The organism is Faecalibacterium sp. i25-0019-C1, assembly GCF_042854225.1.
Taxonomy (GTDB): Bacteria; Bacillota; Clostridia; order Oscillospirales; family Ruminococcaceae; genus Faecalibacterium; species Faecalibacterium taiwanense.
On sequence record NZ_AP031428.1, the window covers coordinates 1771254 to 1796545 of the forward strand.

At 54.3% G+C, this 25292-nt stretch carries 21 protein-coding genes, 2 tRNA genes, 4 pseudogenes and 1 riboswitch; of the genes and pseudogenes, 11 read left to right on the top strand and 16 right to left on the bottom strand.

The window, feature by feature from the left end:
- Positions 1 to 80: 80 nt before the first annotated feature.
- Positions 81 to 1403: pseudogene (locus ACGHUK_RS08720) on the top strand (hypothetical protein); the annotation flags it as partial.
- Positions 1404 to 2001: 598 nt separating this feature from the next.
- Here ACGHUK_RS08720 and ACGHUK_RS08725 read toward each other — a convergent pair.
- The 4 genes and pseudogenes from ACGHUK_RS08725 to ACGHUK_RS08740 all read right to left on the bottom strand — a co-directional run.
- Positions 2002 to 2679: pseudogene (locus ACGHUK_RS08725) on the bottom strand (type IV secretory system conjugative DNA transfer family protein); the annotation flags it as partial.
- A complete protein-coding gene (locus ACGHUK_RS08730) occupies positions 2676 to 3152 on the bottom strand; it encodes a PcfB family protein (RefSeq protein ID WP_069988615.1) in 477 nt (158 codons plus the stop codon). The gene ACGHUK_RS08730 and the pseudogene ACGHUK_RS08725, both read right to left, overlap by 4 nt.
- Before the next feature lie 105 nt (positions 3153 to 3257).
- Positions 3258 to 3470: a DUF5348 domain-containing protein gene (locus ACGHUK_RS08735; RefSeq protein WP_002574007.1), complete on the bottom strand. Its 213-nt coding sequence runs from the start codon at positions 3468 to 3470 to the stop codon at positions 3258 to 3260.
- 15 nt (positions 3471 to 3485) lie between these two features.
- Positions 3486 to 3983: pseudogene (locus ACGHUK_RS08740) on the bottom strand (DUF6017 domain-containing protein); the annotation flags it as partial.
- On the opposite strand from ACGHUK_RS08740, the gene ACGHUK_RS08745 reads away from it, so the two are divergent.
- Positions 3965 to 4447 carry a hypothetical protein gene (locus ACGHUK_RS08745; RefSeq protein WP_390574048.1) on the top strand — a complete coding sequence of 161 codons (483 nt, stop codon included), beginning with the start codon at positions 3965 to 3967 and terminating at the stop codon, positions 4445 to 4447. The pseudogene ACGHUK_RS08740 and the gene ACGHUK_RS08745 sit on opposite strands and share 19 nt — an antisense overlap.
- Positions 4448 to 4513: 66 nt before the next feature.
- Here the strand turns inward: ACGHUK_RS08745 and ACGHUK_RS08750 are convergent.
- Positions 4514 to 4589, bottom strand: a tRNA-Ala gene (locus ACGHUK_RS08750).
- Between the two features lie 383 nt (positions 4590 to 4972).
- Positions 4973 to 5602 carry an energy-coupled thiamine transporter ThiT gene (locus tag ACGHUK_RS08755; RefSeq protein ID WP_005945665.1) on the bottom strand — a complete coding sequence of 210 codons (630 nt, stop codon included), beginning with the start codon at positions 5600 to 5602 and terminating at the stop codon, positions 4973 to 4975.
- An 82-nt stretch (positions 5603 to 5684) separates the two neighbouring features.
- Positions 5685 to 5784, bottom strand: a riboswitch (TPP riboswitch).
- A 110-nt stretch (positions 5785 to 5894) separates the two neighbouring features.
- Between ACGHUK_RS08755 and ACGHUK_RS08760 the strand changes: the two genes are divergently transcribed.
- Positions 5895 to 6143, top strand: coding sequence for a sporulation transcriptional regulator SpoIIID (locus ACGHUK_RS08760; protein WP_005945675.1), 249 nt, complete (start codon positions 5895 to 5897; stop codon positions 6141 to 6143).
- Positions 6144 to 6193: 50 nt separating this feature from the next.
- On the opposite strand, the gene sigG is transcribed toward ACGHUK_RS08760, so the two are convergent.
- The 3 genes from sigG to ACGHUK_RS08775 form a co-directional block, all read right to left on the bottom strand.
- Positions 6194 to 6961: an RNA polymerase sporulation sigma factor SigG gene (gene sigG / locus ACGHUK_RS08765; protein ID WP_154260378.1), complete on the bottom strand. Its 768-nt coding sequence runs from the start codon at positions 6959 to 6961 to the stop codon at positions 6194 to 6196.
- A gap of 556 nt (positions 6962 to 7517) precedes the next feature.
- Positions 7518 to 8222 (bottom strand): sigma-70 family RNA polymerase sigma factor, encoded by a 705-nt coding sequence (locus ACGHUK_RS08770; RefSeq protein ID WP_005945695.1) that lies wholly within the window; start codon positions 8220 to 8222, stop codon positions 7518 to 7520.
- A 48-nt stretch (positions 8223 to 8270) separates the two neighbouring features.
- A complete protein-coding gene (locus tag ACGHUK_RS08775) occupies positions 8271 to 9110 on the bottom strand; it encodes a sigma-E processing peptidase SpoIIGA (RefSeq protein ID WP_097781664.1) in 840 nt (279 codons plus the stop codon).
- 248 nt (positions 9111 to 9358) lie between these two features.
- Here ACGHUK_RS08775 and ACGHUK_RS08780 point away from each other — a divergent pair, with 248 nt between their 5' ends.
- A complete protein-coding gene (locus ACGHUK_RS08780; protein WP_390509258.1) occupies positions 9359 to 9769 on the top strand; it encodes a hypothetical protein in 411 nt (136 codons plus the stop codon).
- Between the two features lie 537 nt (positions 9770 to 10306).
- Positions 10307 to 10382 (top strand) — tRNA-Ala (locus ACGHUK_RS08785).
- Positions 10383 to 10561: 179 nt separating this feature from the next.
- On the opposite strand, the gene ACGHUK_RS08790 is transcribed toward ACGHUK_RS08785, so the two are convergent.
- Positions 10562 to 11686, bottom strand: a complete 1125-nt coding sequence (locus ACGHUK_RS08790; RefSeq protein WP_390575799.1) for a recombinase family protein — start codon at positions 11684 to 11686, stop codon at positions 10562 to 10564.
- A 48-nt stretch (positions 11687 to 11734) separates the two neighbouring features.
- A pseudogene (locus tag ACGHUK_RS08795) lies at positions 11735 to 12487 on the bottom strand (replication initiator protein A); the annotation flags it as partial.
- A 462-nt stretch (positions 12488 to 12949) separates the two neighbouring features.
- Between ACGHUK_RS08795 and bilS the strand changes: the two are divergent.
- Positions 12950 to 13441, top strand: a complete 492-nt coding sequence (bilS, locus tag ACGHUK_RS08800) for a flavodoxin family protein BilS (protein ID WP_005945663.1) — start codon at positions 12950 to 12952, stop codon at positions 13439 to 13441.
- 92 nt (positions 13442 to 13533) lie between these two features.
- Here bilS and ACGHUK_RS08805 read toward each other — a convergent pair whose 3' ends face one another.
- Together ACGHUK_RS08805 and yfcE are read right to left on the bottom strand one after the other, a co-directional pair.
- Positions 13534 to 14370: a DNA-3-methyladenine glycosylase family protein gene (locus ACGHUK_RS08805; RefSeq protein WP_390574050.1), complete on the bottom strand. Its 837-nt coding sequence runs from the start codon at positions 14368 to 14370 to the stop codon at positions 13534 to 13536.
- Positions 14370 to 14915: a phosphodiesterase gene (gene yfcE, locus ACGHUK_RS08810; RefSeq protein ID WP_005945659.1), complete on the bottom strand. Its 546-nt coding sequence runs from the start codon at positions 14913 to 14915 to the stop codon at positions 14370 to 14372. The genes ACGHUK_RS08805 and yfcE overlap by 1 nt, the downstream gene beginning before the upstream one ends.
- A 309-nt stretch (positions 14916 to 15224) precedes the next feature.
- On the opposite strand from yfcE, the gene ACGHUK_RS08815 reads away from it, so the two are divergent.
- The 4 genes from ACGHUK_RS08815 to ACGHUK_RS08830 all read left to right on the top strand — a co-directional run bounded on the left by ACGHUK_RS08815 (position 15225) and on the right by ACGHUK_RS08830 (position 20580).
- Positions 15225 to 16556, top strand: a complete 1332-nt coding sequence (locus ACGHUK_RS08815) for an MATE family efflux transporter (RefSeq protein ID WP_097775315.1) — start codon at positions 15225 to 15227, stop codon at positions 16554 to 16556.
- A 198-nt stretch (positions 16557 to 16754) separates the two neighbouring features.
- The gene (locus tag ACGHUK_RS08820) at positions 16755 to 18146 is read left to right on the top strand and encodes an alanine/glycine:cation symporter family protein (RefSeq protein WP_390574052.1); all 1392 of its coding nucleotides are present in this window, start codon (positions 16755 to 16757) and stop codon (positions 18144 to 18146) included.
- Positions 18147 to 18596: 450 nt separating this feature from the next.
- Positions 18597 to 19553 carry a pyruvate kinase gene (locus ACGHUK_RS08825; RefSeq protein WP_390574054.1) on the top strand — a complete coding sequence of 319 codons (957 nt, stop codon included), beginning with the start codon at positions 18597 to 18599 and terminating at the stop codon, positions 19551 to 19553.
- 94 nt (positions 19554 to 19647) lie between these two features.
- On the top strand, positions 19648 to 20580 hold the full coding sequence (locus ACGHUK_RS08830) for a carbohydrate kinase family protein (protein ID WP_390574056.1): 933 nt from the start codon (positions 19648 to 19650) through the stop codon (positions 20578 to 20580).
- Between the two features lie 72 nt (positions 20581 to 20652).
- Here ACGHUK_RS08830 and pyrB read toward each other — a convergent pair whose 3' ends face one another.
- From pyrB to ACGHUK_RS08845, 3 genes are read right to left on the bottom strand one after another with little or no spacing between them, the layout of a single operon-like run.
- Positions 20653 to 21600: an aspartate carbamoyltransferase gene (gene pyrB / locus ACGHUK_RS08835; protein ID WP_044954226.1), complete on the bottom strand. Its 948-nt coding sequence runs from the start codon at positions 21598 to 21600 to the stop codon at positions 20653 to 20655.
- Positions 21597 to 22898, bottom strand: a complete 1302-nt coding sequence (locus tag ACGHUK_RS08840; RefSeq protein ID WP_294647607.1) for an adenylosuccinate synthase — start codon at positions 22896 to 22898, stop codon at positions 21597 to 21599. Before ACGHUK_RS08840 ends, pyrB begins: the two co-directional genes overlap by 4 nt.
- Positions 22899 to 22904: 6 nt before the next feature.
- Positions 22905 to 24128, bottom strand: coding sequence for an argininosuccinate synthase (locus tag ACGHUK_RS08845; protein ID WP_097775311.1), 1224 nt, complete (start codon positions 24126 to 24128; stop codon positions 22905 to 22907).
- A 152-nt stretch (positions 24129 to 24280) separates the two neighbouring features.
- On the opposite strand from ACGHUK_RS08845, the gene ACGHUK_RS08850 reads away from it, so the two are divergent.
- On the top strand, positions 24281 to 25192 hold the full coding sequence (locus tag ACGHUK_RS08850; RefSeq protein ID WP_371287662.1) for a LysR family transcriptional regulator: 912 nt from the start codon (positions 24281 to 24283) through the stop codon (positions 25190 to 25192).
- Positions 25193 to 25292 lie beyond the last annotated feature (100 nt).

Below are 25292 nucleotides of genomic sequence, written 5' to 3' on the forward strand. Positions count from 1 at the left end.
TGGTTGTATGAAAAATCCATATTAGTATTTTGGGCAATCGTGTGTCTGTTACCTATTCAAAGGAGGTTTAAGAATTTCAAATGAAACATATAAGAAATATATTGCTGTTGATTACGATTATTTTTGCTTTTGTTATGCAAGCTGAAGTATATCAAAATATGCTCTGGAACTTTAATGGTGCTTATTATTTATCGTCCAGATACACAACTACTAATGACGATATGGATTCATTTTTAGCCAATGCAGAAGATACAGCTGAGAAGCATGGTGTTCATATTTTTTCGACTTTTAATCAGAGAGTTTCTAATTATCAGACAAGACTTTATATTTATGGTGATGATACCGTTGTTCGGGATAGTCTTAAAAGCACAATGGATATTGAGGAAAAAACATATACGGCTTTGATAGGCGGAATCACCGTAATAGAATTTGAAGATTTTAGAGAAGCAAAAAACACAGGCAATGGACAGGAAATAATGGTCAGCTATATCGGTGACGATGATGACATTATTGCCACATATCAAGATTTGGCAAAAGAATATTCTATATCGCAGCCAGAGTTTTGGCAATCAACCGAAACTGATATGATGTTCATTGTTTGGGGCCTGGTTGCCATATTGATGATTGTACTTAATATGATTGAGGTGATACGCAGACAAAAGGAAGTAGTTGTACGAGCTTCTCTGGGCGAAAATGCTGCTGTGATTGCTCTAAAAGCTGTAGTGGCTGATATGATTTCATATGCTGCATTATTCGTCTTAGCAAAGTTGCTTGTTTCTCAATTTATATCGGGAGCGTATGAAGATCATCTCATTTTGGCAGTGTATTGTGCCGGAGCAGTTCTTTCCGTAATTCCTTATGCTGCTTTTGTCCGCTTTGATGTAAAAAAAGCCTTTGCCAATGCTTCAGATAAAAAAGGTATGTTTTATCTTCTGAACGGTCTTAAAGTATTTGCTACTGCTATGACAATTTTTACAATAACTACAAATCTCAGTAGCATTCAAGGTAATTTACTTACAAACACTACTCTTTTAGAAAATCATTATAATGATTATTATTTTGGAGTTATGCAGATTGAACCTCCTTTTGAAGAAAATGAGGAGGAATCCAAAGAGAGCAAATTTTGGAATGACCTTTACGAAAATGAATACAACACTATAAATCCGGTGGTCTGCATAGGCAGCCGGATAAGCGATACGGATAATTATATTTTTGTAAATCATAATGCCAGAGATATGCTACAAGGGTTTTCTGATATGCTTACTGAAGATGATGAAAAAGAGGATATCGTGGTCTTCGTGCCAAAGGGAAGAAATGCGGAATCATACAAAGATATCGCAAAAGAGGAAATTGACTCTCTTACCCAAAATGCAGAAGAACTGCGTGTTGTTTATAAAGAATATAAGCTACACACAAAAGTTTTTCCCATAATATTACCGCCTCCTATTAGTTGATGGTTGGTTAAGTTGAGTATATCATATTGATTTCCAGAAGAACACCCCTATATAGGAGATTTTAGCCGTTTTACTGCGTACGTGCGTACGAGAGATTGGTACGCACGTACGCAGCGATTTGCCCGAAGCGCACCCTATATAGCCGTTTCCCCCTCGGAGAGCCCACTACACTTTGCAGACCACAGGGATGAAAGTGTCATAGTGGGTTATTACACTTCCGCAGAAGTGCCTTCTCCTCGCCGCAGACAGCCGGGTGTGCCTTTTGTGAGAGCTTTCTGTGCGGCGAATCTACATCGCCCACAGGCGATGTAAGCAGGGATTCCAAAGGGGCGCAGCACCCTTGGCACACGACTTTGGTACAAAGTCTAGTGTGTTACACCTTTCCAGAGGTGTATACGTTCCTGAAATGCAAAAAGCCCCATACCCAACACCTTAACGGTGCGGACATGGGACTTGATGCTTCCTCGGCCTAGCCGGGTACTCCGTAACCAATCCTGACAGGCAGTTGCCGTGTCATTTTTCGAAAACTGTTTTACGGATACCCAGCAAGCTTCAACACGTCTTTTTCCGAGTGCAGATACCGAAACGGGTTGTATTTCATGCTCTTGGAAAAATTGATGGTGTTCAGCACTTTCACGCGGTAGCTGCTGCGGATAAGGAGCTGGCCCACTTCACCGATCAAGCTGCCCTTGGGATCGGTTATCACAAATGAGGTCGGATAGTCCTTGGACACACATTGCATCAGGTTTGGTTTTACAAAGAACCGGGTCTTGCCGGAGCCGGAACCGCCGATCACCAGAACATTTTTATTTCTTGCGGTTTTGGGGTCTTTCGGCCTGTTGTTCATGGTGATCCGTTCCGTCTGTGTCAGCAGAATGTTGTTGTCAAAATTGGGGTCGATATAGGGGGCTATATCCTTGGGGCCGCCCCATCGGGCGCTGCCATATTCCACGCCTTTGCGGTATTTCTTGGCGTTCTTGCCTTTGCAGTACACCATAAGCCGCAGCGCCGCAGCACCAGCGACGCCGATCAGCAGGTCAGTGGGGTGGAAGCTGGGGGCGGCACTTTCAAAGGCCGCCGCGCAGCCATCCGCAAAGTGCAGGAGCTTTTGGGAAAGGTCGATGCCCTCCGCCAGCCGGTACGCCTGCCCCAGCTTGCCGAACAGATAGACAAACAGCAGATAGGGCAGATTGGCGATTATCAGTTTTTTCATTTCCGGCTTCATCGTGACAGCCCCCTTTCTTTGAATTTTTCCTTGGCCCGGTCAGCGTTGCGGGCTGCTGCCTTTTCCTTGCTTGCGGCAATGTCCTTGCGGATCGAGGGCCGTTCCTCCCGCTGCAACTTCTTGGCCGTGAACTCCTTGAACGCCTGTTCCATGTTGTCGGCGTCCTTGGCCTTGAAAATCACGATGTAGTGCGGGGGCTGGGTAGTGGCGTCTTTCCGCAGCGTGAAGTCCACGCCGTATTTCTTGGCGCAGGGCTTAAACAGTCCAATGTTGGCGTCGGTGATCTCGATATTGGACAGGGCCGCCCCGTGCTTTTTGAGCTGCTTTAGGCTCTGCTGGCCGTGGTGCAGCTTGGTCTTGCCCTTGTTTTGGGTTTCCAGAAACTTGCGGGCCGCCGCTTGCAGCACTTGGATTGTCAGCTTGGCCGATTTGATGGAAAAGGCTATTGTCTTTTGGGTTACTTCCTCCTGCAATCGCTATCCCTCCTTTCGCAGAAGTGCGGCGGGACGGTTAAGGTGGCACCGTCAGCCGCCGCAGGAAACAGAAAAGGGACAGCCGCTTGCGCCGGTTGTCCCCGATTAAATCCTCACCCGCAGGCCGGAAAGATCGTCGGCACGGATGCCAACCAGATACCAGTTGGCCCCGTACTCAATGCGGGTGGGCTTCCACCTGCCGCCCACCATCACATCAAAGGTTTCCCCACAGTGCAGGCCGCCGTAGTAGTCCGCCAGATCAAAGCGAATGTCGTAACGGTCGCTGCGCTCGTCGAAAATCAATGCACCCTGTTTCATAGGGCCGTCCTCCTTTCAGATTTTGCCGGTGTTCATGTCATGGGCCACCAGCGCGGCATAGTAACCGTTGATCGTGCTGGGCGCATTGAACAGCATAGCCAGCAGGTATTTCTTGATGTTGCGGATTTCCGAAGTGTTCTTGCTCAAACAGTCAAAGACAAACTCGATGTGAGAGCTGTCCAGCTTCATAAACTTGGATTTCACCAGCTCTGCCGGGTAATCGTCCCCGGCAATGCGGATGGTCTTGCGGGCGCTGCATACGGTTTCCACCAGCAAGTCCACAATCTCGTCCAGCGTTTCCCGGTCAATGCCCTTGACGTGCTGGCAAAGGTGTTCGTACTCAATGTTGTCCATGATGATTTGACGATAAATCTCTATGGCGCTCTGTGATTTCGCTTCCGTTCCTTTCCGTTCCGGCGGCTGTGCCGCCTCGTCCTCCAAAGGAGAGGGTCGGGAAAGGATAGGAATGGGATCGGTAATTGATACATCAGTAATTGATTTTTCTTTACTTGATCCCAAAAGAGCAGCTTATCATCAGCCGCTATGCGAAGGAAACTGCGGAACGCAAGAATCATCTGCAAGCCCTTCAAGCAGAACGCGACAAGGCTGAAAAAGACCTGCTCGCCTTAAAAGCTGAGATTCTGGCTGTAATCAAAGGGGAGAGTGCTTTTCCGAAAGATACTCTTGCCGAGATGATTGCAGCACAGGAAAAGAAGCACACGGAGTTGGAAACTCTGTGTGAAGAAGCCAGTGCAGAACTGGAGCGAAACGCTGAATTGATGGCAAACGTATCGCAGCTGTACGAAGAATTGATTTCTTATGCAGACCTGTACGATAGTGCCAGCTTTGAAGCAAAAAAGATGATCGTCAGCCAGCTTATCCGCAGGGTAGACGTTTATCGCGGATACCAAATCCATGTGGACTTCAACTTTGATCTTGCACAGTATTTGGAGAATAGCGATGAACTTGCTTGCTGACAAACACAAAAACACCGTTGACTTCGATTTGAAATCAACGGTGTTTGTAACTCTTATTTGAGCCAATGGTGGAGAATACCGGGATCGAACCGGTGACCTCTTGCATGCCATGCAAGCGCTCTCCCAGCTGAGCTAATCCCCCATAATTTTCCAGAAGTGGAAACCTCTGGAAAAGAGATGCTCAAACAAGAAACGTTTTATGAAGTTCAGTCGTGGGGGTGCGTGAGCGCACTGCTTGGGCTCCCAGCTGAGCTAATCCCCCATAAAATCCAAGAAGCGAACCTCTTGGATGGAGTTTTTTGTTGGGAATTTGATTGTCGCAGGACTATCTGACTGGGGGTGTGTTTTGATACCAACCGGGCTCCCAGCTGAGCTAATCCCCCAGATGTTTGTGCCGTGCCTGACGACAGGTGTAATTATACCAGCGCTTTGCCAGATTGTCAACAGCTTTTTTGGGATTTTCTGCAAAAAAAATTCCCGCCGGGGAAATGCCCTTCCCGGCGGGAAAAATGACTGCGAAAAAACTTACGCTCTTGCGTTCTGCGGGTCGAAGATCTGCGGTGCGACACGGATCAGGATCACCACAAGGACCGTGGTCAGAATGGCTTCGGGCAGCATGTAGGTGGCGTTGTACACGGCGCTGTACAGCCAGCACAGACCGTCCACGCTCATGTTGGAGATGCCGGGAAAGCCGATCTCGGTCATCCAGCTGAAAGCGTAGTCGTAGTCCTTCCAGACGATGTAACCGGACAGAAAGCTGCACAAAAAGCGCAGCAGGCACACCACAAAGGCGCTGACACCGACACCCACGGTGCGGTTGCGGAAAGGCTTTGCGATCAGGCAGGCAAAGCCCAGCACCGTGAAGGCCAGAAGGTAGTCCAGCAGCACGCAGCCCACCTGTGCCGTGAGGGTCTGGCAGTATGCCAGATTGCCAAGGCCCTGCACAAGCTGGATCAGGCTGTTGACGAAAGCGGTCATGATGCCCCACTTTGCGCCGTGGCGGTAGCTCATTACCAGAATGGGCACCATGCTGAACAGGGTGATGGAACCGCCGTGGGGCATGAGCGGGATCTGGATCATGCTCAAAACGGTGGACAGGGCGATCATCAGCGCACCCTCCACCAGAATGCGGGTTTTGGAATAGGTTTTGGTCATAGGGATTCCTCTTCTCAGAACGATAGTACACAAAAACAAAATGCGCCCGCTTTCCAGCAGGCGCATGGGGTTTGTAAAAGAACGGACAGTTCTGCAAACTCCCACGCCGGCATTGTCCGGTCAGGTAAAAGGGTACTCCGCAAAACGCGGATCTCAGCCTTTCGGCACCCCTGTTTTTATGTCCATGCAAAAGTATAGCGCGTCCGGCGCAAAAGTCAAGCCCCGGCGGAACATATCTGCCCCGGCCTGTGCATAGGCTGTACCATAAGTTCACAATGGGAGGAGTCTGGATATGAAGGGAGACCCCGAACAGAGGGCGGTACAGCTGGGCGAATATATCGCGGCCAACCGGGCCACAGTGCGTGCGGCGGCAGCGGTGTTCGGGTGCAGCAAGTCCACCGTGCACAAGGATGTTGCGGTGCGGCTGCGGACGCTGCAGCCGGAGCTGTTCCGGCAGGTGCGGGCGGTTCTGGCCTGCAATAAGGCAGAGCGGCATCTGCGCGGCGGTGCGGCCACCCGGCGCAAATACAGCCGCAGATAAAAGACGGCACACTTCCGAACAAAACGGAAGCTGTGCCGTCTTTTTTAGGTTCAGTCCCGGGTGCGGAACTGGCTCAGTGCGCCTTTTTCCAACCGGCTGACCTGTGCCTGACTGATGCCGATCTCCTGCGCCACCTCCATCTGGGTCTTGCCCTGCAGGTAGCGCAGCTCCATGATCCGCTTTTCCCGCGGGGTCAGCCCGGCCACGGTCTGCCGGAACTGCAGCCCGCTGATCCAGCTGTCCTCGCCGTCCGGGTCCCGCACCTGATCGATCACATACATCGCATCGCCGCCATCGGTGTACACCGGCTCTTCCAGACTGATCGGCTCCACCACCGATTCCAGCGCGGCGGTCACTTCGCGCCGGGCAAGGCCCGCCGCCTGCGCGATCTCGTCCATGGTCGGCTCGCGGCCAAGCTGCTTTTCCAGCGCTTCACGGCTCTGCATGGCCCGGTAGGCGGTATCCCGCAGGCTGCGGCTCACCCGCAGGGCATTGTTGTCCCGCAGAAAACGCCGGATCTCGCCAATGATCATGGGTACACCGTAGGTGGAAAAGCGCACCGGCTGGGCGGGGTCAAAATGATCGATGGCCTTGATCAGCCCGATGCACCCCACCTGAAACAGGTCGTCCAGATTTTCGCCGCGCTGGGCGAACCGCTGCACCACGCTGAGCACCAGCCGCAGGTTGCCTTCCACCATTTGTTCCCGGGCTGCTGCATCACCGGCGTGGGCGCGGGCCAGCAGTTCCCGCTTTTCGGCTTCGGTCAGCACAGGCAGCTTTGCAGTGTTCATGCCGCACAGCTCCACTTTGTTGTACATCCAAACGCCCCCGGTCTGTTTTGATCTTCACCGGGAGTATGGGATGCGCAGCGGCATTGTATGCGTGGAAAAAACTGTGCGCTTTCCCGTTTGACAGGAAAGCGCGGCAAAATATTGTTTTTCGTGCAGATTTATGATATGCTGTATTTGCGGCGGCAACGCCGCCATCAGGCGCTGTGCCCACAAACGCAGGCGGCTAGTCCTTACCGGTACTTGGGTGCCGGCTAAAGACGATTTTTTCTTGAAGATCTCGTTCTCCCCGGATGCCCAAGGGCGGAAAGGGGGGATGCACCATGACGTTTGAACAGGTCGTGCTTCTGCTCACGCTTCTCGGCGGAGCAATCTACGTTACGTTTGAAATTACATGGACTGTTTCTCACAGTGATGACAAAAAGAAAAAATGACCGCCTCGAGTCCCAATCCGAGCGGTCATCTTTTCTTGACTAATCCGGTAAGGAACTAGCCGTTTGCAGGGCCAGCGCCTTTTGTAGTTTTATTATACGCAAATCAGCGTGGATTGTCAAGCCCAGCGGGCGGCAGTCCGCGTTTTTTCACCTCACTCGTTTTCCAATTGTACTTTTAAGGTATGGATGATCCGTTTTTCCAGCCGGGAAATGTAGCTTTGGCTGATGCCCAGTGCGTCGGCGGCCTCCTTCTGGGTGCGCTCAATGCCGTCCGCCAGACCAAAGCGCAGCTCCATGATCTGCCGTTCCCGCGGGGACAGGCTGTCCACGGCCCGGCGAAGCACAGCGCGCTCCGCATCCTGCTCCAGCCGCTGGCTGATCTGGTTCTCATCACTGCCCAGAATATCAGAAAGCAGCAGCTCGTTGCCGTCGCCATCCACGTTCAGCGGTTCGTCGATGCTGGCTTCCTGACGGCGGTTGGAGCTTTTGCGTAAGTACATCAGAATTTCATTGCCGATGCAGCGGCTGGCGTAGGTGGCCAGCTTGATGCTGCGCTCCGGCGTGAAGGTGTTCACCGCCTTGATCAGCCCGATGGTGCCAATGCTGATCATGTCCTCGGCAGGCACACCGCTGCTTTCGTACTTTTTGGCAAGGTACACCACCAGCCGCAGGTTGTGGGTGATCAGGTCGTCCCGGGCAGCGGCATCGCCTGCAGCCATACGGGAGAGCAGGACTTTTTCCTGTTCCGGGGTCAGGGGCGGGGGCAGGCTGGGCGCGCCCGCCAGAAAATGTGCGCCGCCGCAATAGCCCAGCCGTGCAAGGAGCCAACGCCAGAACCGGTGCAGAACATGAAACATGAATACCCCTCCTGTACATCTATAGATATCGATCGCATCAAACGCTTCTCAGCGGATGCCCAGCTGTACGGCCAGTTCGCTGCCCAGCAGAGCTGTCCATGGCTGCTGCGTTTCCGGGCGGCAGAATGCGGCCAGAATGCCCGCTGCACTGCCTTTGCTGGTGCGCAGGGCCTTGGCCGGAACGGCAGGCAGCACACAGTGCCCGGCAATGGTGGTGCAGGGCACCAGCCGCACCCGCAGCTCCGGCGGCGGTGCCGTGCCACAGGCAAAATAACGGTCCAGGAATGTGCGCAGCTCCTGCGGCAGGGCGCTGCGCACGGCAGGATAATAGACCAGAACCACTGCCTGCCCGGTCAGCGGGTCCTGCACTGAGAAGCCAGTGTCGCAGAAAGCCTGTACGGAGAGGACTGCACCTTCCAGCTCCAGCACAGCGGCAATGCAGCGGGTGCCTGCACGGCCAAAGCAGAACAGTACGCCGCGCAGCACGGCAAGCACTGCACCGCAGCACAGCAGCAGCCGGCCCGGAGACAGCGGCAGATAGACGCAGAGATTTGCGCTTTGCACTCCGGGCAGCAGCACGGCTCCGCACAGCAGCAGGTTCAGCAGCAGATACCACACACACAGCTGCACAAAATTGCGCAGGCCCGGCACGCCGTAAGCCGCAGCTACAGCAGCACAGCAGGTGAACACCTTATAAAGGAAAGCTGCAGGGCCGGGCAGCTCCGGCAGCAGAATGCCCAGCGAAGCTGCTGCCGCTGCCGCACTGCCCGCCATCAGCCGCAGGCCGCTGCACTGCCGCGCACACAAAAGCCCTGCGCCCAAAAGCAGCGCTGCTGCGGCCAGAAAGTTCGTCAGCAGCAGTTCGTCCAGATAGATCACGGTTTTCATACACGATCCCTTTCAAATTCCAGTATCTTCCAATTCCGCAAAAAACCATGTCGCTGTGTGCAAAAAAGCGGCTTCTGTAAGAATTTTGAGACCGGATTTTCACAGTCTATCACATTTTTCACATTTTTTTCAAAAAAGTACTTGAACATTTCTGGAAAGTGTGGTATATTATTGCCATCCTAGTAAGGGACGTAAGCCAAACAAATGGCTTGCAAATATCTTTCTAAATTTGAAGGGAGAAATTCATTATGATGATGCCTGCAAACTTCTCTGCTGTTGCAGAAAACGAGATGACCTACGTTGTTGGTGGTAGCCTGGTTGATGTCCTGGCTCCTGTCATGACCACTGAGAACTGGCAGAACGTTTCCGCTAACGTGATCAAGATCGTTGGCAACTCTTTCCTGGATGCGTACACCAGCTCCATTCTGGGCCAGCTGTTCGATGGCAACTACGTTCCCGGCGATGTGATCGGCTTCTCTGTTAAGAATCTGGATAAGGCTTACAACAAGGGCTACAACACCTTCGGCGGCAACTGGGGCTTTGCTGTTGGCGCTCTGAACGCTGGCATGCAGATCCTGGGCGGCCTGTCCGCTATCTACACCCTGGGCAGCGGCTCCATCGGTCTGGAAACTAAGAAAGGCACTCTGCCCACTCTCTAATAACTAATCTTTCCTGAATAGGACAGATGGTTTGATTTGACATAGCGCTTGCTGTGTCAGATAAAAAGAGCTAGGGACCCCGCACAAGACAAGCAATTGTTTTGTGCGGGGTTTTTGTTTGCATAAAAACTTAGCAGGTTGTGGGAAAACGGCGCAGGGATGGAATGAGAATAACCCATTCAAAAACAATTTCCCGATGGCAGACAAACTGCTGCAGAATTTTTCAAAAAACAGTTGACAACTCCCGGATGTGCTGATATAATAAATCACGTCGTCAGGCACGGCACGAACATCTGGGGGATTAGCTCAGCTGGGAGCCCGGTTGGTATCAAAACACACCCCCAGTCAGATAGTCCTGCGACAATCAAATTCCCAACAAAAAACTCCATCCAAGAGGTTCGCTTCTTGGATTTTATGGGGGATTAGCTCAGCTGGGAGCCCGGTTGGTATCAAAACACACCCCCAGTCAGATAGTCCTGCGACAATCAAATTCCCAACAAAAAACTCCATCCAAGAGGTTCGCTTCTTGGATTTTATGGGGGATTAGCTCAGCTGGGAGAGCGCTTGCATGGCATGCAAGAGGTCAGCGGTTCGATCCCGCTATTCTCCACCAAAAAAGCACTGTACTTCGTTTGAAGTACGGTGCTTTTCTTTTTGCTTTCTTGGAGGTCGCACTGAAAATCATCCAAATGCCTGATTTTGCAGGCACATGGACGGCAACCCCCAATTCTTGCTGTTTCGTTGTTTCTGAAAATGCTTGTTCGATGCCCGACTGTTTTGCAGGCGGACGTATCACTCCCCCTCAATGTAAGGAGTGAGATCGAAGTTAAACGAGATGTTGATCTGATAGCCACGATAAACGTCTACCCTGCGGATCAGCTGGTTGACAACCATCTTCTTCGCTTCAAAGTTGGCACTGTCGTACAGGTCAGCATAGGAAATCAGCTCATCATAGAGCCTCGACACTTTATCCATCAGCTCTGCTGTTCTCTCCAGTTCCTCACTGGCAGATTCACAAAGGTCTTCCAGTTCCTTGAGTTTCTCTTCTTGCTCTGTAATCATTTCGGCAAGGGTTTCTCTCGGCAACACACTTTCGCCTTTGATGCAGGCTAAAATTTCGGCTTTCAGAGAAAGCAGGTCTTTCTCGGCCTTGTCTCGCTGCGTTTGCAGGTCTTGCAGATGGTTTTTACGCTCCGTAGTTTCTTTTTCGTAGCGTTTTGTAACGATCTGCTCTTTCGGGATACCCCTCATTTTGGAAAAAATCTGGCGCACCGCCTTATCAATGATCTCATCCAGAATGTGGACGGTATATCCCGTCTGCCCGGTGCAGTTGGTCTGCTTGCGGAGCTTTCCGTAACAGGTATAGCGAATACGCAGCGTATCGTCTAACGAACCATCTGCCATTTTTCGCCATTTACGGCTGCTGGTCAGTTCCAGCTTTGCACCGCAGTGTCCGCAGTAAGCGTTGCCGGCAAGCAGCGACTTCCCATGGATGTTCAAAGGAAGGCGATTTTCGGCTTCCGCAGTTGAGCGTACAGAACGTTCATTCCGAATGCGCTGTGCGTTTTCAAACTGTTCCTGCGGGACAATCTGCAAATCCGGCATCAATTCTGACCGTGCATCCCCACAACGGAGAACGCCGGTGTAGGTCAGGTTTTGTACCATCCCCCGAATACTTGACGGGTGCCAGCATTTACCAGACCTTGCACGATAGCCAGAATTGTTCAGATAGGTGGCGATGTGCTGCGGACCATAGCCCTCATACACATACTTGTCAAAGACGATCCGCACTACGGCAGCTTCCTGTTCGTTGATGTGCAGTTCGTAGAGTTCGTGTTTGCGCTTGTTGATACGCCCACTCCGTACAAGGTCATAGCCATAAGGCGCATTTCCGCCCTTGAAGTGACCTTCTTCCACAAGCTGGCGCAGACTGGTGCGGGTTCGGACGGAAGTTTTTTCGCTCTCGCCGTCTGCCTGCCAGAAGCGGATGTAGTTCAGCAGTTTGTCGGTGTGGTTGTCGAAACGCTGCTCACCCTCTTGGGTACTCCATACCCGGATGCCGTTCCGTACAAACCATTCCACAACAAAGGGAGTTTCATCTGCGATACGACCGATACGGTCGAACATGAACACCAGCAGAATGTCGAACTTGCCCTTCCGTGCATAGTCCTTGATGATTTGCAGCTTGTCGCGGGCGGCGGCGCGGACTTTGTGACCGGACACGCCTTCTTCCTGTTCTTCATAAGTCTCATTCATCTCAGTATTATTCTTATCAGTCTTATTACATCGTGGTTTTGCGGGGTCTTGACTTGTGCTTTTGAAGCCTCCAGATTCGTGATTTTCACGATTCTGGAATCGTGCTTTTGAAGAATCTGCCGAAAAGTTTTTCACATACACCAAACTTGGCCTTCCTAAACCTCTGCGTTTTCGTTCAATCAAACCAAATTCTTCAAGCTCCCGTAGCAACTTCGTCGCTTTGTTGTCTGCGCAACACAATGACCTCTTGACATCCTCAATCGTGAAGATGATGAACACCCGACCTTGCTCGTCCAGCCAGCCATTCTTGGCCGACAGGCTCATGCGATCGAGCAGGATGCCGTAGAGTGTTTTGGCATCTGTGGACAGGCTCTGGAACCGCTGCTCCTGAAAAAGAGCCTTTGGAATGCGGTAGAAGGAGAAAAGCTCTCCAGTCTGTCCGTAGAAGTAGTCAAGGGTCATGCGGTTGGTTCACAGATAAAAAACAGCGATAATATATCGGCATAGTTGAGAAAACCTCCTTGTCAATACTTTTGGGGAAAATAAAAAGCGCAACTTTGATGTGTGAAATCAAAATTGCGCTAAGTAAGCTGTCAGAAAAAAACTTTTCTCGTAAATGACCTTCTCTCTGAGCAAAACCCATTGACACACTTGAAAATTGGGTGGTAAAATTGCCTTGTAGGCGGAGCATGATTCCTGGAAGCAGGATGCAACTGTGAACCTTTTGGGTGGATATAACGTATCAACGAGATATTAAGCCTGTCCCCGCACTTTCGTGTGGGGGTGTGTTTCGATACCGTTCGGGAGAGCGCTTGCATGGCATGCAAGAGGTCACCGGTTCGATCCCGGTATTCTCCACCAGAAGGAAAAGCACCGCACGGAAACGTGTGGTGTTTTTTGTTGTTACCGACCAAAGGAGAAACTATGAGCTACGCGATCGTATTCAGCAGTAAAACAGGCAACACAAAATTATTGGCAGACACGCTGCACGCCTGTCTGCCACAGGAAAACTGCTGCTATTTTGGCACCCCGGACCCTGCTGCCATGGAAGCGGACGACCTCTATGTGGGCTTCTGGACAGACAAGGGAAACGCTGACGAAAGCACTTTGGACTTTTTGAAGCAGCTGCACGGCAAAAATATCTTCCTTTTTGGCACCGCCGGCTTTGGCGGCAGTGAGGAGTATTTCAACAAGATCCTGAAAAAGGTGGAGCGTTCACTGGACAGGAGCAACACGGTCTTCGGCCGTTATATGTGTCAGGGCAAGATGCCGCTTTCGGTACGCCAGCGGTATGAGGGCATGAAAAAGCAGCCGATCCATCTGCCCAATCTGGATGCGCTGATCGAGAATTTTGACAACGCCCTTTCTCACCCGGATGCAGAAGATCTGGAACGGTTAAAGCAGGCAGTAAAATGATCAAAAGGCAGCGGTTTTCCTCAAACAGAGGAAGCCGTTGCCTTTTTTGCTTAGCGGATAATCCTACGCTCCTGCCTGCGGCTCCGCGGTTCTTATCCCACGCTTCTTTTATAAAAGAACAGGTACTGCTGCACGATGCCTGCTTCCAGCCCGAACTGCGGGAACGGGTCCTGCCCGGCAAACTCGTCCCGGATGAGCCGTTCGATCCAGACATCCACCGGCACACGGCCCACACGGCCATAGCCGAACAGACACACGCAGTTTGCCACCTTTTTGCCCACACCGTCCAGTTCCATCAAACGGGCAAAAAGTGCTTCATCGGGCAGGGAAGCCAGCTTCTTCAGGTCCAGTGTGCCCTCTGCCGCCTGCTGCGCCGCATGTAGCACGTAGCGGGTGCGGTAGCCAAGACCGCACTCCTGCAGCGCCTGCTCCCCGGCACAGCAGAGCGCTTCTGCTGTCGGGAACGCATACACCGGCCCTTCGCTATCGCTGCCCAGCCGCTCGCCAAACCGCTCCGAAAGCAGCTCTACCGCCCTGCGGATAGCCGGGATGCTCTTTCGCTGCGAGATGATGAAGCTGACCAGCATTTCCCACTCATCCTGACGCAGCACCCGGATGCCCCGGCCATATTCCATGGCACGCTGCAGAAAGTCGTCCCGGCTGTCCAGCTTTCCGCGCATGGCGGCATAGCTGCGGCCAAGGTCGAAGTAACCGTGCCAGAAGGTTTCCCATGCGCCCGGCTCACACCGCACCGTGTAGGTTCCGCTGCGCAGTGGTCTGAGGTAAAGCAGCTGTCTCCCGGAAACAAACCGATACCAGCCCTCCGCCTGCTTCCGGGGGCGAAAGCACTGGCCGCTTTCCAGAATTTTGTCCGGGTCGAAATCATCCCGGATCTGAACCGTGTTCTCTTCCAGCTCCATTGCCCCCATCACAGCTCCAGCTCCCGGTACACTTCGCCTTCCAGCGTTTTCCAAAGGAAAGTCTCCCCTTCCAGTGTCATATAGCTATGTGCACTCCCCTCCTTCGGGATGCTCACAGAACCGGGGTTCAGGTAGAGATTGCCTTCGCCGAACTCTGTCCACGCCGGAATATGGGTGTGGCCATGCAGCAGGACATCCCCCGGAGCCAGCGGCGGCAGGTTTTTCAGGTTGTGCACATGACCGTGGGTAGCGTAAACGAGCCGCCTGCCCACCGGCAGCACCGCATAGTCGGCCAGAATGGGAAAATCCAGCACCATCTGATCCACCTCAGCGTCACAGTTGCCCCGCACGCACAAAAGCGCCGGCTTCAGCCCGTTCAGGAGCGGGATGACCTCCTTCGGGGCATAGCCCTCCGGCAGGTCGTTGCGGGGGCCGTGATACAAAAGATCCCCCAGCAAAAGCAGCCGGTCTGCTCTCTCCCGCTCAAACGCTTTGATCATTTTTTTGCAATAAAACGCCGACCCGTGCAGGTCGGATGCGATCATCCATTTCATGGCAGGATTCTCCTTATTTTATAAAGTATCTATTTTTATTTTAGCCTCCCGGTGAAAAATGGTCAAGTCTATAAAAGTCATACTTTATCTGTTTGACCTCTTGACATCTGCCGGAAGCCGTGTTATCCTACAGTTAATAAAATTCGTGTGGATTTTTACAGCAGTATGCTACTTTTCGCCACACAATGACTTCAAAAAAGCCATTGTGTGGCTTTTTTGCGTCTGCTTTTATCTTCGAGCAGTCTCGCCCTGACGATTCCGCGGCTGCAGTAATTCATTCCTTTTCTCTACAGGAGCAATGCAAACACTATGAACGAGACCTTTATGAAAGAAAAACCGGTGCTGCCGCTGTTGGTATCCATGGCGCTGCCCAATGTTATTTCCATGCTGGTGAACAGTCTGTACAACATCGTGGACAGCCTGTTCGTGGCCCGCATCAGCGAAGACGCCATGACTGCGTTGTCGCTGGTGTTCCCGATCCAGAATTTTGCCAACGCCATCGCCATCGGCTTCGGTATCGGCATCAATGCCATGATCGCACTGTACCTTGGCGCGGGCGACCACAAAAAGGCCGAGACTGCCGCCACCCACGGTATGGCGCTGAGCCTGATGCACGGCATTCTCATCACCATTGTCAGCATTGTCATCATGCCGGGCTTTTTGCGCCGGTTCACCAGCGACGCAGGCCTGATCGCATCCGGCATCACCTACTCCACCATCGTATTCCTGTTTGCCACCATCAACATGGCGGCACTGGCCTTTGAAAAGATGTTTCAGGCCGTGGGCCGCATGAAGGTGACTATGGCGGCGCTGATCTTTGGCTGTGTGTGCAATATCCTTCTGGACCCCATCCTGATCTTCGGCCTTGGCCCGGTGCCTGCCATGGGCATTGCGGGTGCGGCCCTTGCCACCGGCATCGGCCAGCTGCTGAGCCTGTGCGTTTACCTTTTCGTTTACGTCCGTACTGAGCTGCCTATCCGACTGCGCCGCAGCTGCCTGCGCCCGGATGCTGCACTGGACGGCAAACTGTATGCCATCGGCGTGCCGGCCATCCTCAATCTGGCCCTGCCCTCTCTGCTGGTTACCTTCCTGAACGGCCTGCTGGCGGGCTTTTCCCAGAGCTACGTGGTGGTGCTGGGCATTTACTACAAGCTGCAGACCTTCCTGTATCTGCCCGCCAATGGCATCGTGCAGGGTATGCGCCCGCTCATTGGCTACAATTACGGTGCCAAACAGCACGCCCGCGTGAAAAAGCTCTACGAACTCACCCTCATCATGAGTGCTGCCATCATGGCTGCGGGCACGGTCATCTGCCTGTTCGCTTCCCGCCCGCTGATGCAGCTGTTCACTTCCAACCCCGAAACCGTCGCCATCGGCCAGACTGCCCTGCGCATCATCTGTCTGGGCTTTGTGGTTTCTGCCGTATCCACCACCTCTTCCGGTGCACTGGAAGGCCTTGGCAAGGGCGCAGAATCGCTGGTCATCTCGCTGTGCCGCTACATCGTATTCATCATGCCGCTGGCCGCTGTGCTGTGCCATTTCCTTGGTGCCAACGGCGTGTGGCATGCATTCTGGATCACCGAAGTGCTGTCCGCCATCGTGGCTTACCCGGTGTACCGCAAGGCAGTTGGAAAGTGCTGAGCCTTCTTGAAAGCGCTGGACGGCGAAGGACAAGTAAAATAAAATAGTTTCAAGCAGTTGAGGGAGAGTTTGCCAAAAATCCTCCCTCTTTTTTGTGCATTTTATTTGACAGTACGCAAAAACTGCGGTAAAATAAGGTGTTTGTTTTCCGGCATTTCGGCTGGAAAAGCGCAATTTAACAGAGGATGTGGGAAAAATATGATCGAGACGATCACGGCCGTCAATCAGGCGGTCAACCAATTCATCTGGGGCGTGCCCGCCATGGTGTGCATCATCGGCGTAGGCCTGCTCCTGAGCGTTCGCACGGGCTTTTTGCAGATCCGCAAATTTCCCTACGCCATCAAGATCACCATTGGACGCATGTTCCGCAAAAAAGACGCTTCCGATGGCGCCATGACTCCCTTTCAGGCAGTGTGCACCGCGCTGGCCGGCACCGTGGGCACCGGCAACATTGCCGGTGTGGCAGGCGCGATCGCCATCGGCGGACCGGGTGCCGTGTTCTGGATGTGGTGTTCTGCCCTGCTTGGCATGTGCACCAAGTTTGCCGAGGTCACGCTGGCGGTGCACTACCGTGAGCGCAGCGAGGCGGGCGAATGGGTAGGCGGCCCCATGTACTACATTAAAAACGGCCTGAGCAAGCATTGGCAGTTTCTTGCTGTGCTGTATTCCCTGTTTGGCGTGCTGACCGTGTTTGGCACCGGCAATGCCACACAGGTAAATACCATCGTTGCCGCTATCGATACCGCTCTGCTGGAGTACGGCGTGGTGGGCGGCGGTGCGCTTTCTATCCTGAACCTCGTGGTTGGCATCGCAGTGGCCATGCTGGTGGCCATGGTGCTGCTGGGCGGCATCAAGCGCATTGGCAGCGTGAGCGAAAAGCTGGTGCCCTTTATGGCTCTGTTCTACATCGTGCTGTCCGTGGGCGTTATGGTGCTGAACTTTGAGCGCCTGCCCTATGTGTTCGAGTCCATCATTGCGGGCGCGTTCAACCCGGCAGCGTTCACCGGCGGCACCATCGGCAGCCTGTTCGTCAGTATGCAGAAGGGTGTGTCCCGCGGCATTTTCTCCAACGAGGCCGGCCTTGGCACCGGCTCCATTGCCCACGCCTGCGCCGACACCAAAAAGCCGGTCAAGCAGGGCATGTTCGGCATCTTTGAAGTGTTTGCCGATACCATCGTCATCTGCACCCTGACTGCCATGGTCATTCTGTGCAGCGGCACCACCGTGAACTACGGCACCGCTGCCGGTGCAGAGCTGACCATCAGCGGCTTTACCACCACCTACGGCGGCTGGGCTTCCATCTTTACCGCCGTGGCCCTGTGCTGCTTTGCTTTTTCCACCATCATCGGCTGGGGCCTGTATGGTTCCCGGTTCCTGGTGTTCCTGTGCCGCAGCGATAAGGTGGCAAAGCCCTTCTTTCTGGTCTACTCCTTTGTGTCCATTCTGGGCGCAACGATGGATCTGGGCCTGCTGTGGAGCATCGCCGATACCTTCAACGGCCTGATGAGCATTCCGAACCTGCTCGCGTTGCTGCTGCTTTCCGGCACAGTGGTCAGGCTGACCAAAGAATTTTTTGCATCGGAGGGCTGATTGCCCACAACAAAAAGAGGCTGCTGCACTTTCGGCTAAAACGATGTGCAGCAGCCTCTTTTGTTATTCGGGCAGGTGTACCGGTACCCGCGCCACACAGTGCACCCAGCAATCGCCGTCCTTGCGGGTATTTCCTGCCGCGTGAGCGGGTGGTGCGCCTGTGGGAGGGCTTCAAAAAGCGTCTCGGCCTTTGCCGATAAAAGCATCCGAACATGCGAAAAAGCTGTTGCAAGACAGCTCTCCAAAAACATTGTACGAAACCCGGAACTTTTTCAGGGCCAAAACGGCTCCAAAAAGGTTCCGGGTCTTTGATTCTTCGCAATTTTCCTGCGCAGGCTGCTACCGCATTTTTTCAATCCCCTTATTCTGCCCGCGTCCGGCTCTTTTCAACCCGGACAGTTCATGTTACAATATACATTAGAAATAAAAAATGAATCGAGGGAATGAACCTTGGATTTTTATGGTACCATCGGCCCGGCCTGCGCACAGCCGGCGATCTTGCAGCACATGGTGGAAGCCGGCATGACCGGCATTCGCATGAACCTTTCCCACGGGCCGCTGGCGGCGCACACCGACTGGCTGGCCATGATCCGCGCAGCCGGCATCCGTCAGCTGCTGATCGACCTGCAGGGGCCGGAACTGCGCATCGGCACGCTGGCAGAGCCTGTTGCTCTGGTTGAGGGCAGCTCTGTACGCCTTGGCGCAGACGGCGTACCTTGCCCGGCAGCTCTGGTACAGGCGGCTGCGCCCGGGCAGCAGCTTCTGCTGGACGACGGCAAGCTTCTGGTGCAGGTCACACAGGCATTGCCGGAAGCCCTTTTGTGCACCGTGGTGCGCGGCGGCACCCTGCAGAGCCGCAAAAGCATTGCTGCACCGGGCCTTGCGGTGCCCTCGCCTACCCTGACGGAGGAAGATCTGCAGAACCTGAAAATTGCAAAGCAGTGCGGTGTTACCGGTGTGATGCTGCCTTTTGTGCGCGGCAAAGCAGATATTCTGGCCCTGCGCCATGCGCTGGAAGAAGCCGGGGCTGCGGATATCCGTATCTTTGCCAAAATTGAAAACATGACCGGTGTGCGTGCCCTGCCGGAATTCATCCACCTTGTGGATGAGGTGGTGATCGCCCGCGGAGACCTTGGCAATGCCATGCCGCTGTGGGAGCTGCCCCGCTGCCAGAAGCAGCTTTCCGCCGCCTGCCGGGCTGCAGGCGTGCCCTTTATGGTAGTGACCCAGATGCTGGACAGCATGTGCACACGCGCCGTGCCCACCCGTGCCGAGGTGAGTGATATTTACAACGCCGTGCTGGACGGCGCGGCCAGCGTGATGCTGACCGGTGAGACTGCTGCCGGACAGTACCCGATGCAGGCCATGGAATATCTGGTGCGCACAGCGCAGACAGCCCTTGCCTGACCTTTGCGGAGTTTTTGCGCAAAAGGGATGGCGCATTGTGTCAGAATACGGTATAATAGACGTAAATATTTCTTGTTCAGAAAGGTTTTTTGCTATGGGAATCGTTGTGCTCGGTGCTGTTTTTGTGGATATCAAAGGCTATCCCCTTTCCGCCTATATTCCGGGCGGGCGCAATGCCGGCCGCATTGAGCAGGTACACGGCGGAGTGAGCCGCAACGTGGTGGAGGATATCGCCAATGTAGAGCTGCGCCCTACCTTTGTCAGTCTGGTGGACGACACCGGCATGGGACAGGATGTGATCAACAAGCTGGAGAACCACAAGGTGAACACCAAGTACATCCAGCGCGTGCCGGACGGCATGGGCACCTGGCTGGCCATCTTTGACAACGACGGCGATGTGCATGCAGCCATTTCCAAGCGGCCGGACACCACTCCCCTCACCGGCCTTTTAAAGGAAAAGGGCGACGAGATCTTTGCCGACTGCGATGCCATTGCGCTGGAGCTGGATCTGGAAAAAGATACTGTAAAACAGGTGCTGCACTACGCCAAAAAGTACAACAAAAAGGTTTTTGCGGCCATTTCCAACATGAGTATTGCCATGGAGCGCCGGGATTTCCTGCAGCAGATCGATTGCTTTGTGTGCAACCAGCAGGAAGCCGGGCTGCTGTACTCCGATGATTACGGCCATCTGACTCCGGACGAGATGTGCAGGGTTCTGGCCGCCAATGTGCACAGCGCCAACATTCCCAGTATGGTGATCACCATGGGCGGTCAGGGTGCCGTATATGCCCGCGCCAACGGCGAGTGCGGCGTGGTGCCTGCCAAGAAGGTGGATGTGATCGACACCACCGGCGCAGGCGATGCCTTCTTTGCCGGCACCACCATCGGCCTGACCTACGGCAAAACGCTGGCCGAGTCCTGCGAAATCGGCAGCCGACTGGCCGCCTCGGTCATCTGCATCACCGAGAACGTCTGCCCCCGCTTCCGCCCGCTGGAATTCGGGCTGAACATTCCGGTGGTGGATTAAAGTAATATCAGAAAGCCGGGCAGACTGCAGTCTGCCCGGCTTTCTTTTTAGGATTCGGGGAAGAGGTTTATATCATGCTTCCAGCACCTTTTTGCCGGTAACTGGATCAGGGATATCAAGCAACGCCAAAATGATGGCCATGCGGATATACACGCCATTGTGCACTTGATCAAAGTAGGCGGCACGCGGGTCGTCATCCACATCCTTTTTGATCTCGTCGATGCGGGGCAGCGGATGCAGCACCGGCATATCCTGCGGTGCCTTCTGCAGCAGCGCTTCGTCCAGCTGGTAGCAGCCTTTCAGGCGCAGGTATTCTTCCTCGTTGAAAAAGCGCTCTTGCTGGATACGAGTCATGTACAGCACATCCAGATGCGGCAGCTCGGCTTCAAGGTCAGCCGTTTCCTTATAGATCTGATGGGTCGGCTCCAGCGATTCATTCTTCACATACTGCGGCAGGCGCAGATCTTCCGGCGAGATGAACACGAACCGGTTGCCCTCAAACTGGCTCAGCGCAGCGGTCAGGGAGTGGACCGTGCGGCCAAACTTGAGGTCGCCGCAGAAGCCGATAGTCAAATGATCCAGCCGCCCCTTGCGCTGGCGGATCGTCATGAGGTCGATCATGGTCTGGCTGGGATGCGCGTGCCCACCGTCGCCTGCATTGATCACCGGCACACGTGCAGAAAGGGATGCCCGCAGCGGTGCGCCCTCTTTGGGGTGGCGCATGGCGATCACATCGGCGTAGTTGCTCACCACGCGGGCGGTGTCCTCCACCGTCTCGCCCTTGCTGGCGGAAGAAAGCTGTGCCCCTGCAAAGCCCAGTGTCTTTCCGCCCAGCCGCAGCATGGCCGATTCAAACGAAAGACGGGTGCGGGTGGAAGGCTCGTAGAACAGCGTTGCCAGAATGCGCCCATCGCACAGGTGGGCATAGGGTGCCGGGTCGGCCTCCATCCGGTCGGCAAGATCCAGAAGGGCCAGCTGCTCTTCCAGAGAAAAGCTGTTGGGCTCAATAAAGTGTCTCACAGCCATTCTCCTTTCAGCACGAACTTCTCGCGCTCGGCTCCGGTAGAGACGAACTGGATCTCATGGCCCAGCTGCTTTTCCAGAAATTCCACGTAAGCCTTGGCCTCTTTGGGCAGCTCATCCCAGCTCTTGCAGCCGGAGATATCCTTGTTCCAGCCTGGCAGCATAGTGACCACCGGCTCTACACGGTCAAGGTCGGACAGCGGGTCGAAGCTGGGGACTTGCACGCCATCCAATGTGTAACCGGTGATCACCGGGATCTCTTTCATGCTGCTGAGCACATCCAGCTTCGTCAGGGCGATCTTGTCTGCGCCCTGACAGGTAAGGCCGTAGCGGCTGGCCACACAGTCGAAGGGGCCGACACGGCGCGGACGGCCGGTGGCCGCACCATACTCGCCGCCTGCCTTGCGCAGCTGTTCATTCCAGTCCTCGCTCATGGCGTTCTCGGCGGCAAAGGGGCCTGCACCCACGCAGGTGGAGTAGGCTTTCAGCACGCCCACCACATGGTCAAGACGGCAGTTCGGAATGCCTGCGCCCAGCGGCGCATAGGCTGCCAGCGTGTTGGAGCTGGAAGTGAACGGGAAGATACCGTAATCGATATCGCGCATGGCACCCAGCTGGGCTTCCAGCACGATGCGCTTGCCGCTGTCGTGAGCCTGCTTCAAAAATGCACCCACATCACAGATATACGGTGCAAACTGTCCGGCCTGCATCCGGCACCATTCCAGCAGAGCATCGTAGCTCATGGGTTCCTGATGATAGCAGCCACCCAGCTCCAGATTCTTGGATTCCAGGATCATGTGCAGGCGGTCCTGCACGCGCTTTTCGTCCAGATGCAGCAGATCGCCCAGACGCAGGGTCTTTTTGCGGTATTTGTCGCTGTAGGCGTAGGCAATGCCGCGGCGGGTAGAACCAAAGGCCGCACCCTTCTGGGCAAGGCGGTCCTCTTCCAAGCCGTCCTGCACCTTGTGCCACGGCATGGAGATGGTGGCCTTATCTGAAAGTTTCAGGTTTTCTGAGCCTACCTTTACGCCGCGCTCCTCAATGGCATCCATTTCTCCGGCCAGATGGTCGAGGTCGATCACCATGCCCGCACCCAGCACACAGACAACATCCGGGTGCAGGATGCCGGAGGGCAGCAGGTTCAGGATGAACTTGCCCTGCTCCGTTACAACGGTGTGGCCGGCATTGTTGCCGCCCTGATAGCGGGCAACAACATCGGCATGTTCGGCTAACAGATCGATGACGCGGCCCTTGCCCTCATCGCCCCAATTGATACCAGTAACTGCGGTAAGCATAACTTCTTATTTACCTTCTTTTTCGTTATTTACAATAGCCTGTACCTTGGTGGGCAGACCATAGATGCTGATAAAACCGGTAGCATCACTCTGCTTGTAGTCGCCGCCGGCGGCAAAAGTTGCAATGTCCTCACGGTAGAGGGAATACGGAGACCAGACACCGGCATTGATCATGTTACCCTTGTACAACTCCAGACGCACCTTACCGGTAACGTTTTCCTGCGTGGAGGTGACGAAGGCGCTCAGAGCTTTGCGCAGGGGGCTGAACCACTGGCCGTCATAGACCAGCTCACCAAATGTGATGGCCAGCTCGCGCTTTTTGTGGGCAGTGAGCTTATCCAGAGTCAGAGTTTCCAGCACCTCATGAGCCTTATAGAGGATGGTACCGCCGGGCGTCTCGTACACACCGCGGCTCTTCATGCCCACCAGACGGTTCTCCACCACATCGTACAGGCCGATGCCATTGCGGCCGCCGATCTCATTCAGCTTGGCAATGAGGACGGCGGGCTTCATCTTTTCGCCGTTCAGGCTCACCGGCACGCCCTTTTCAAATGCCAGCTCCACGAACTCGGACTTGTCCGGTGCGGTCTTGGGGCTGACACCCAGCTCCAAAAAGCCCGGCTTATCGTACTGCGGCTCGTTGCCCGGGTCCTCAAGGTCAAGGCCCTCATGGCTCAGGTGCCACAGGTTCTTATCCTTGGAGTAGTTGGTCTCGCGGTTGATCTTCAGCGGGATGTGATGTGCCTCGGCATAGTCGATCTCTTCGTCACGGCTCTGGATATCCCACTCACGCCACGGAGTGATGATCTTCAGGTCCGGTGCAAAGTGCATGATGGCCAGTTCAAAGCGCACCTGATCGTTGCCCTTGCCGGTGCTGCCGTGGCACACGGCATCTGCACCCTCGGCACGGGCGATCTCCACCACACGCTTTGCCAGAATGGGTCGTGCAAAGCTGGTGCCCAGCAGATAGCCCTCGTAATCGGCCCCGGCCTGCATGGTGGGGATGACGTAATCCTCCACAAATTCATCGGTCAGATCTTCTACGTACAGCTTGGAAGCACCGCTTGCCTTGGCGCGCTCTTCCAGACCTTCCAGCTCGCCCTTCTGGCCCACATTGCCGCACACTGCAATGACCTCGCAGTTGTTGTAATGCTCTTTCAGCCATGGGATGATAATGGAAGTATCCAGACCGCCGGAATAGGCCAGCACGACCTTTTTGATCTCAGACATAAGAACCGCCTCCGTTCAAACCACTTTATACTTTTGAATTCCCTCTTGCAATTTTTGATTGCGGTGTTATTATACTAGCAAGCAGAGAATGTGTAAAAAGTATCCTGCACATGATCACGATACGAAATTGACATGAAAGAGGGCATGCCGCCATGTATGTGGACTGGGAATATTACAAAATCTTTTATTATGTCGCGAAATATCAGAATTTCACCAAAGCCGCGCGGGTGCTGGGCAACAACCAGCCCAACATCACCCACTCGATGAACCGGCTGGAAAGCCAGCTGAATTGCGTACTGTTCATCCGCTCCAACCGCGGCGTTACCCTTACCCCGGAGGGTGAACTGCTTTACTCCCGCATTGCATCTGCGGCGGTGCAGATCCAGGATGCAGAAGAAGAGCTGAGCGCCAGCGCCACGCTGGAACACGGTGCGATCAGCATCAGCGCTACCGAAACTGCGCTGAACATCTACCTTGCAGAAAAGCTGCGTGCCTTCCACACGGACTACCCCGGCATCCGCCTGCGCATCTCCAACCACTCCACGCCGCAGGCTTTGCAGGCCGTGAAAAACGGCGAGGTGGATTTTGCCGTCATCACCACCCCTGCCGAGGTGGAAAGTGGCCTGAAAATGGTGGAGCTGAAGCCCTTTTATGAGGTGCTTGTGGGCGGCAGGACCTTTACTGCCCTTGCCAGCCAGAACCTTTCGCTGAAGGAGCTGAACAATTATCCGCTGATCTCCCTGAGCGACGAAAGCATGACCCGCGCCTTTTACCGGCAGTTCTTTCTGGATCACGGTGCGGTGCTGAAGCCGGATACCGAGGCTGCCACCACCGACCAGATGCTGACCCTTGTCAAAAGTGAGCTGGGCATTGCGTTCCTGCCCCAGTCCATGGCACAGGATGCACTGGCCCGCGGTGAGATCGTGCAGCTGCATCTGCAGGAGATCATCCCTCAGCGCTCCATCTGCCTTGTGTACGACCATCACCGCCCGCTGAACACGGCAGCCCGCAAGTTCCAGCAGATGCTGACCAAGGCGGCCCCCAAACGCCCGGAACACAGATAACCGCCGGGCCTTTCCCTGCAAACTGATCTATACGGGACTGTTGCAAAATAGCTCTCTGAAAAAACAATGCACAAAACCCGGAACCTTTTCACAGCCAAAA

What these genes read in the sequence shown, in the direction of transcription:
- ACGHUK_RS08735 (WP_002574007.1), bottom strand. Translation starts at nt 3,470, where the DNA reads ATGAAACAGGGTGCATTGATTTTCGACGAGCGCAGCGACCGTTACGAC.
- ACGHUK_RS08755 (WP_005945665.1), bottom strand. Translation starts at nt 5,602, where the DNA reads ATGACCAAAACCTATTCCAAAACCCGCATTCTGGTGGAGGGTGCGCTG.
- ACGHUK_RS08760 (WP_005945675.1), top strand. Translation starts at nt 5,895, where the DNA reads ATGAAGGGAGACCCCGAACAGAGGGCGGTACAGCTGGGCGAATATATC.
- sigG (WP_154260378.1), bottom strand. Translation starts at nt 6,961, where the DNA reads ATGTACAACAAAGTGGAGCTGTGCGGCATGAACACTGCAAAGCTGCCT.
- ACGHUK_RS08770 (WP_005945695.1), bottom strand. Translation starts at nt 8,222, where the DNA reads ATGTTTCATGTTCTGCACCGGTTCTGGCGTTGGCTCCTTGCACGGCTG.
- ACGHUK_RS08775 (WP_097781664.1), bottom strand. Translation starts at nt 9,110, where the DNA reads ATGAAAACCGTGATCTATCTGGACGAACTGCTGCTGACGAACTTTCTG.
- ACGHUK_RS08780 (WP_390509258.1), top strand. Translation starts at nt 9,359, where the DNA reads ATGATGATGCCTGCAAACTTCTCTGCTGTTGCAGAAAACGAGATGACC.
- bilS (WP_005945663.1), top strand. Translation starts at nt 12,950, where the DNA reads ATGAGCTACGCGATCGTATTCAGCAGTAAAACAGGCAACACAAAATTA.
- ACGHUK_RS08805 (WP_390574050.1), bottom strand. Translation starts at nt 14,370, where the DNA reads ATGGGGGCAATGGAGCTGGAAGAGAACACGGTTCAGATCCGGGATGAT.
- yfcE (WP_005945659.1), bottom strand. Translation starts at nt 14,915, where the DNA reads ATGAAATGGATGATCGCATCCGACCTGCACGGGTCGGCGTTTTATTGC.
- ACGHUK_RS08815 (WP_097775315.1), top strand. Translation starts at nt 15,225, where the DNA reads ATGAACGAGACCTTTATGAAAGAAAAACCGGTGCTGCCGCTGTTGGTA.
- ACGHUK_RS08820 (WP_390574052.1), top strand. Translation starts at nt 16,755, where the DNA reads ATGATCGAGACGATCACGGCCGTCAATCAGGCGGTCAACCAATTCATC.
- ACGHUK_RS08830 (WP_390574056.1), top strand. Translation starts at nt 19,648, where the DNA reads ATGGGAATCGTTGTGCTCGGTGCTGTTTTTGTGGATATCAAAGGCTAT.
- ACGHUK_RS08840 (WP_294647607.1), bottom strand. Translation starts at nt 22,898, where the DNA reads ATGCTTACCGCAGTTACTGGTATCAATTGGGGCGATGAGGGCAAGGGC.
- ACGHUK_RS08845 (WP_097775311.1), bottom strand. Translation starts at nt 24,128, where the DNA reads ATGTCTGAGATCAAAAAGGTCGTGCTGGCCTATTCCGGCGGTCTGGAT.
- ACGHUK_RS08850 (WP_371287662.1), top strand. Translation starts at nt 24,281, where the DNA reads ATGTATGTGGACTGGGAATATTACAAAATCTTTTATTATGTCGCGAAA.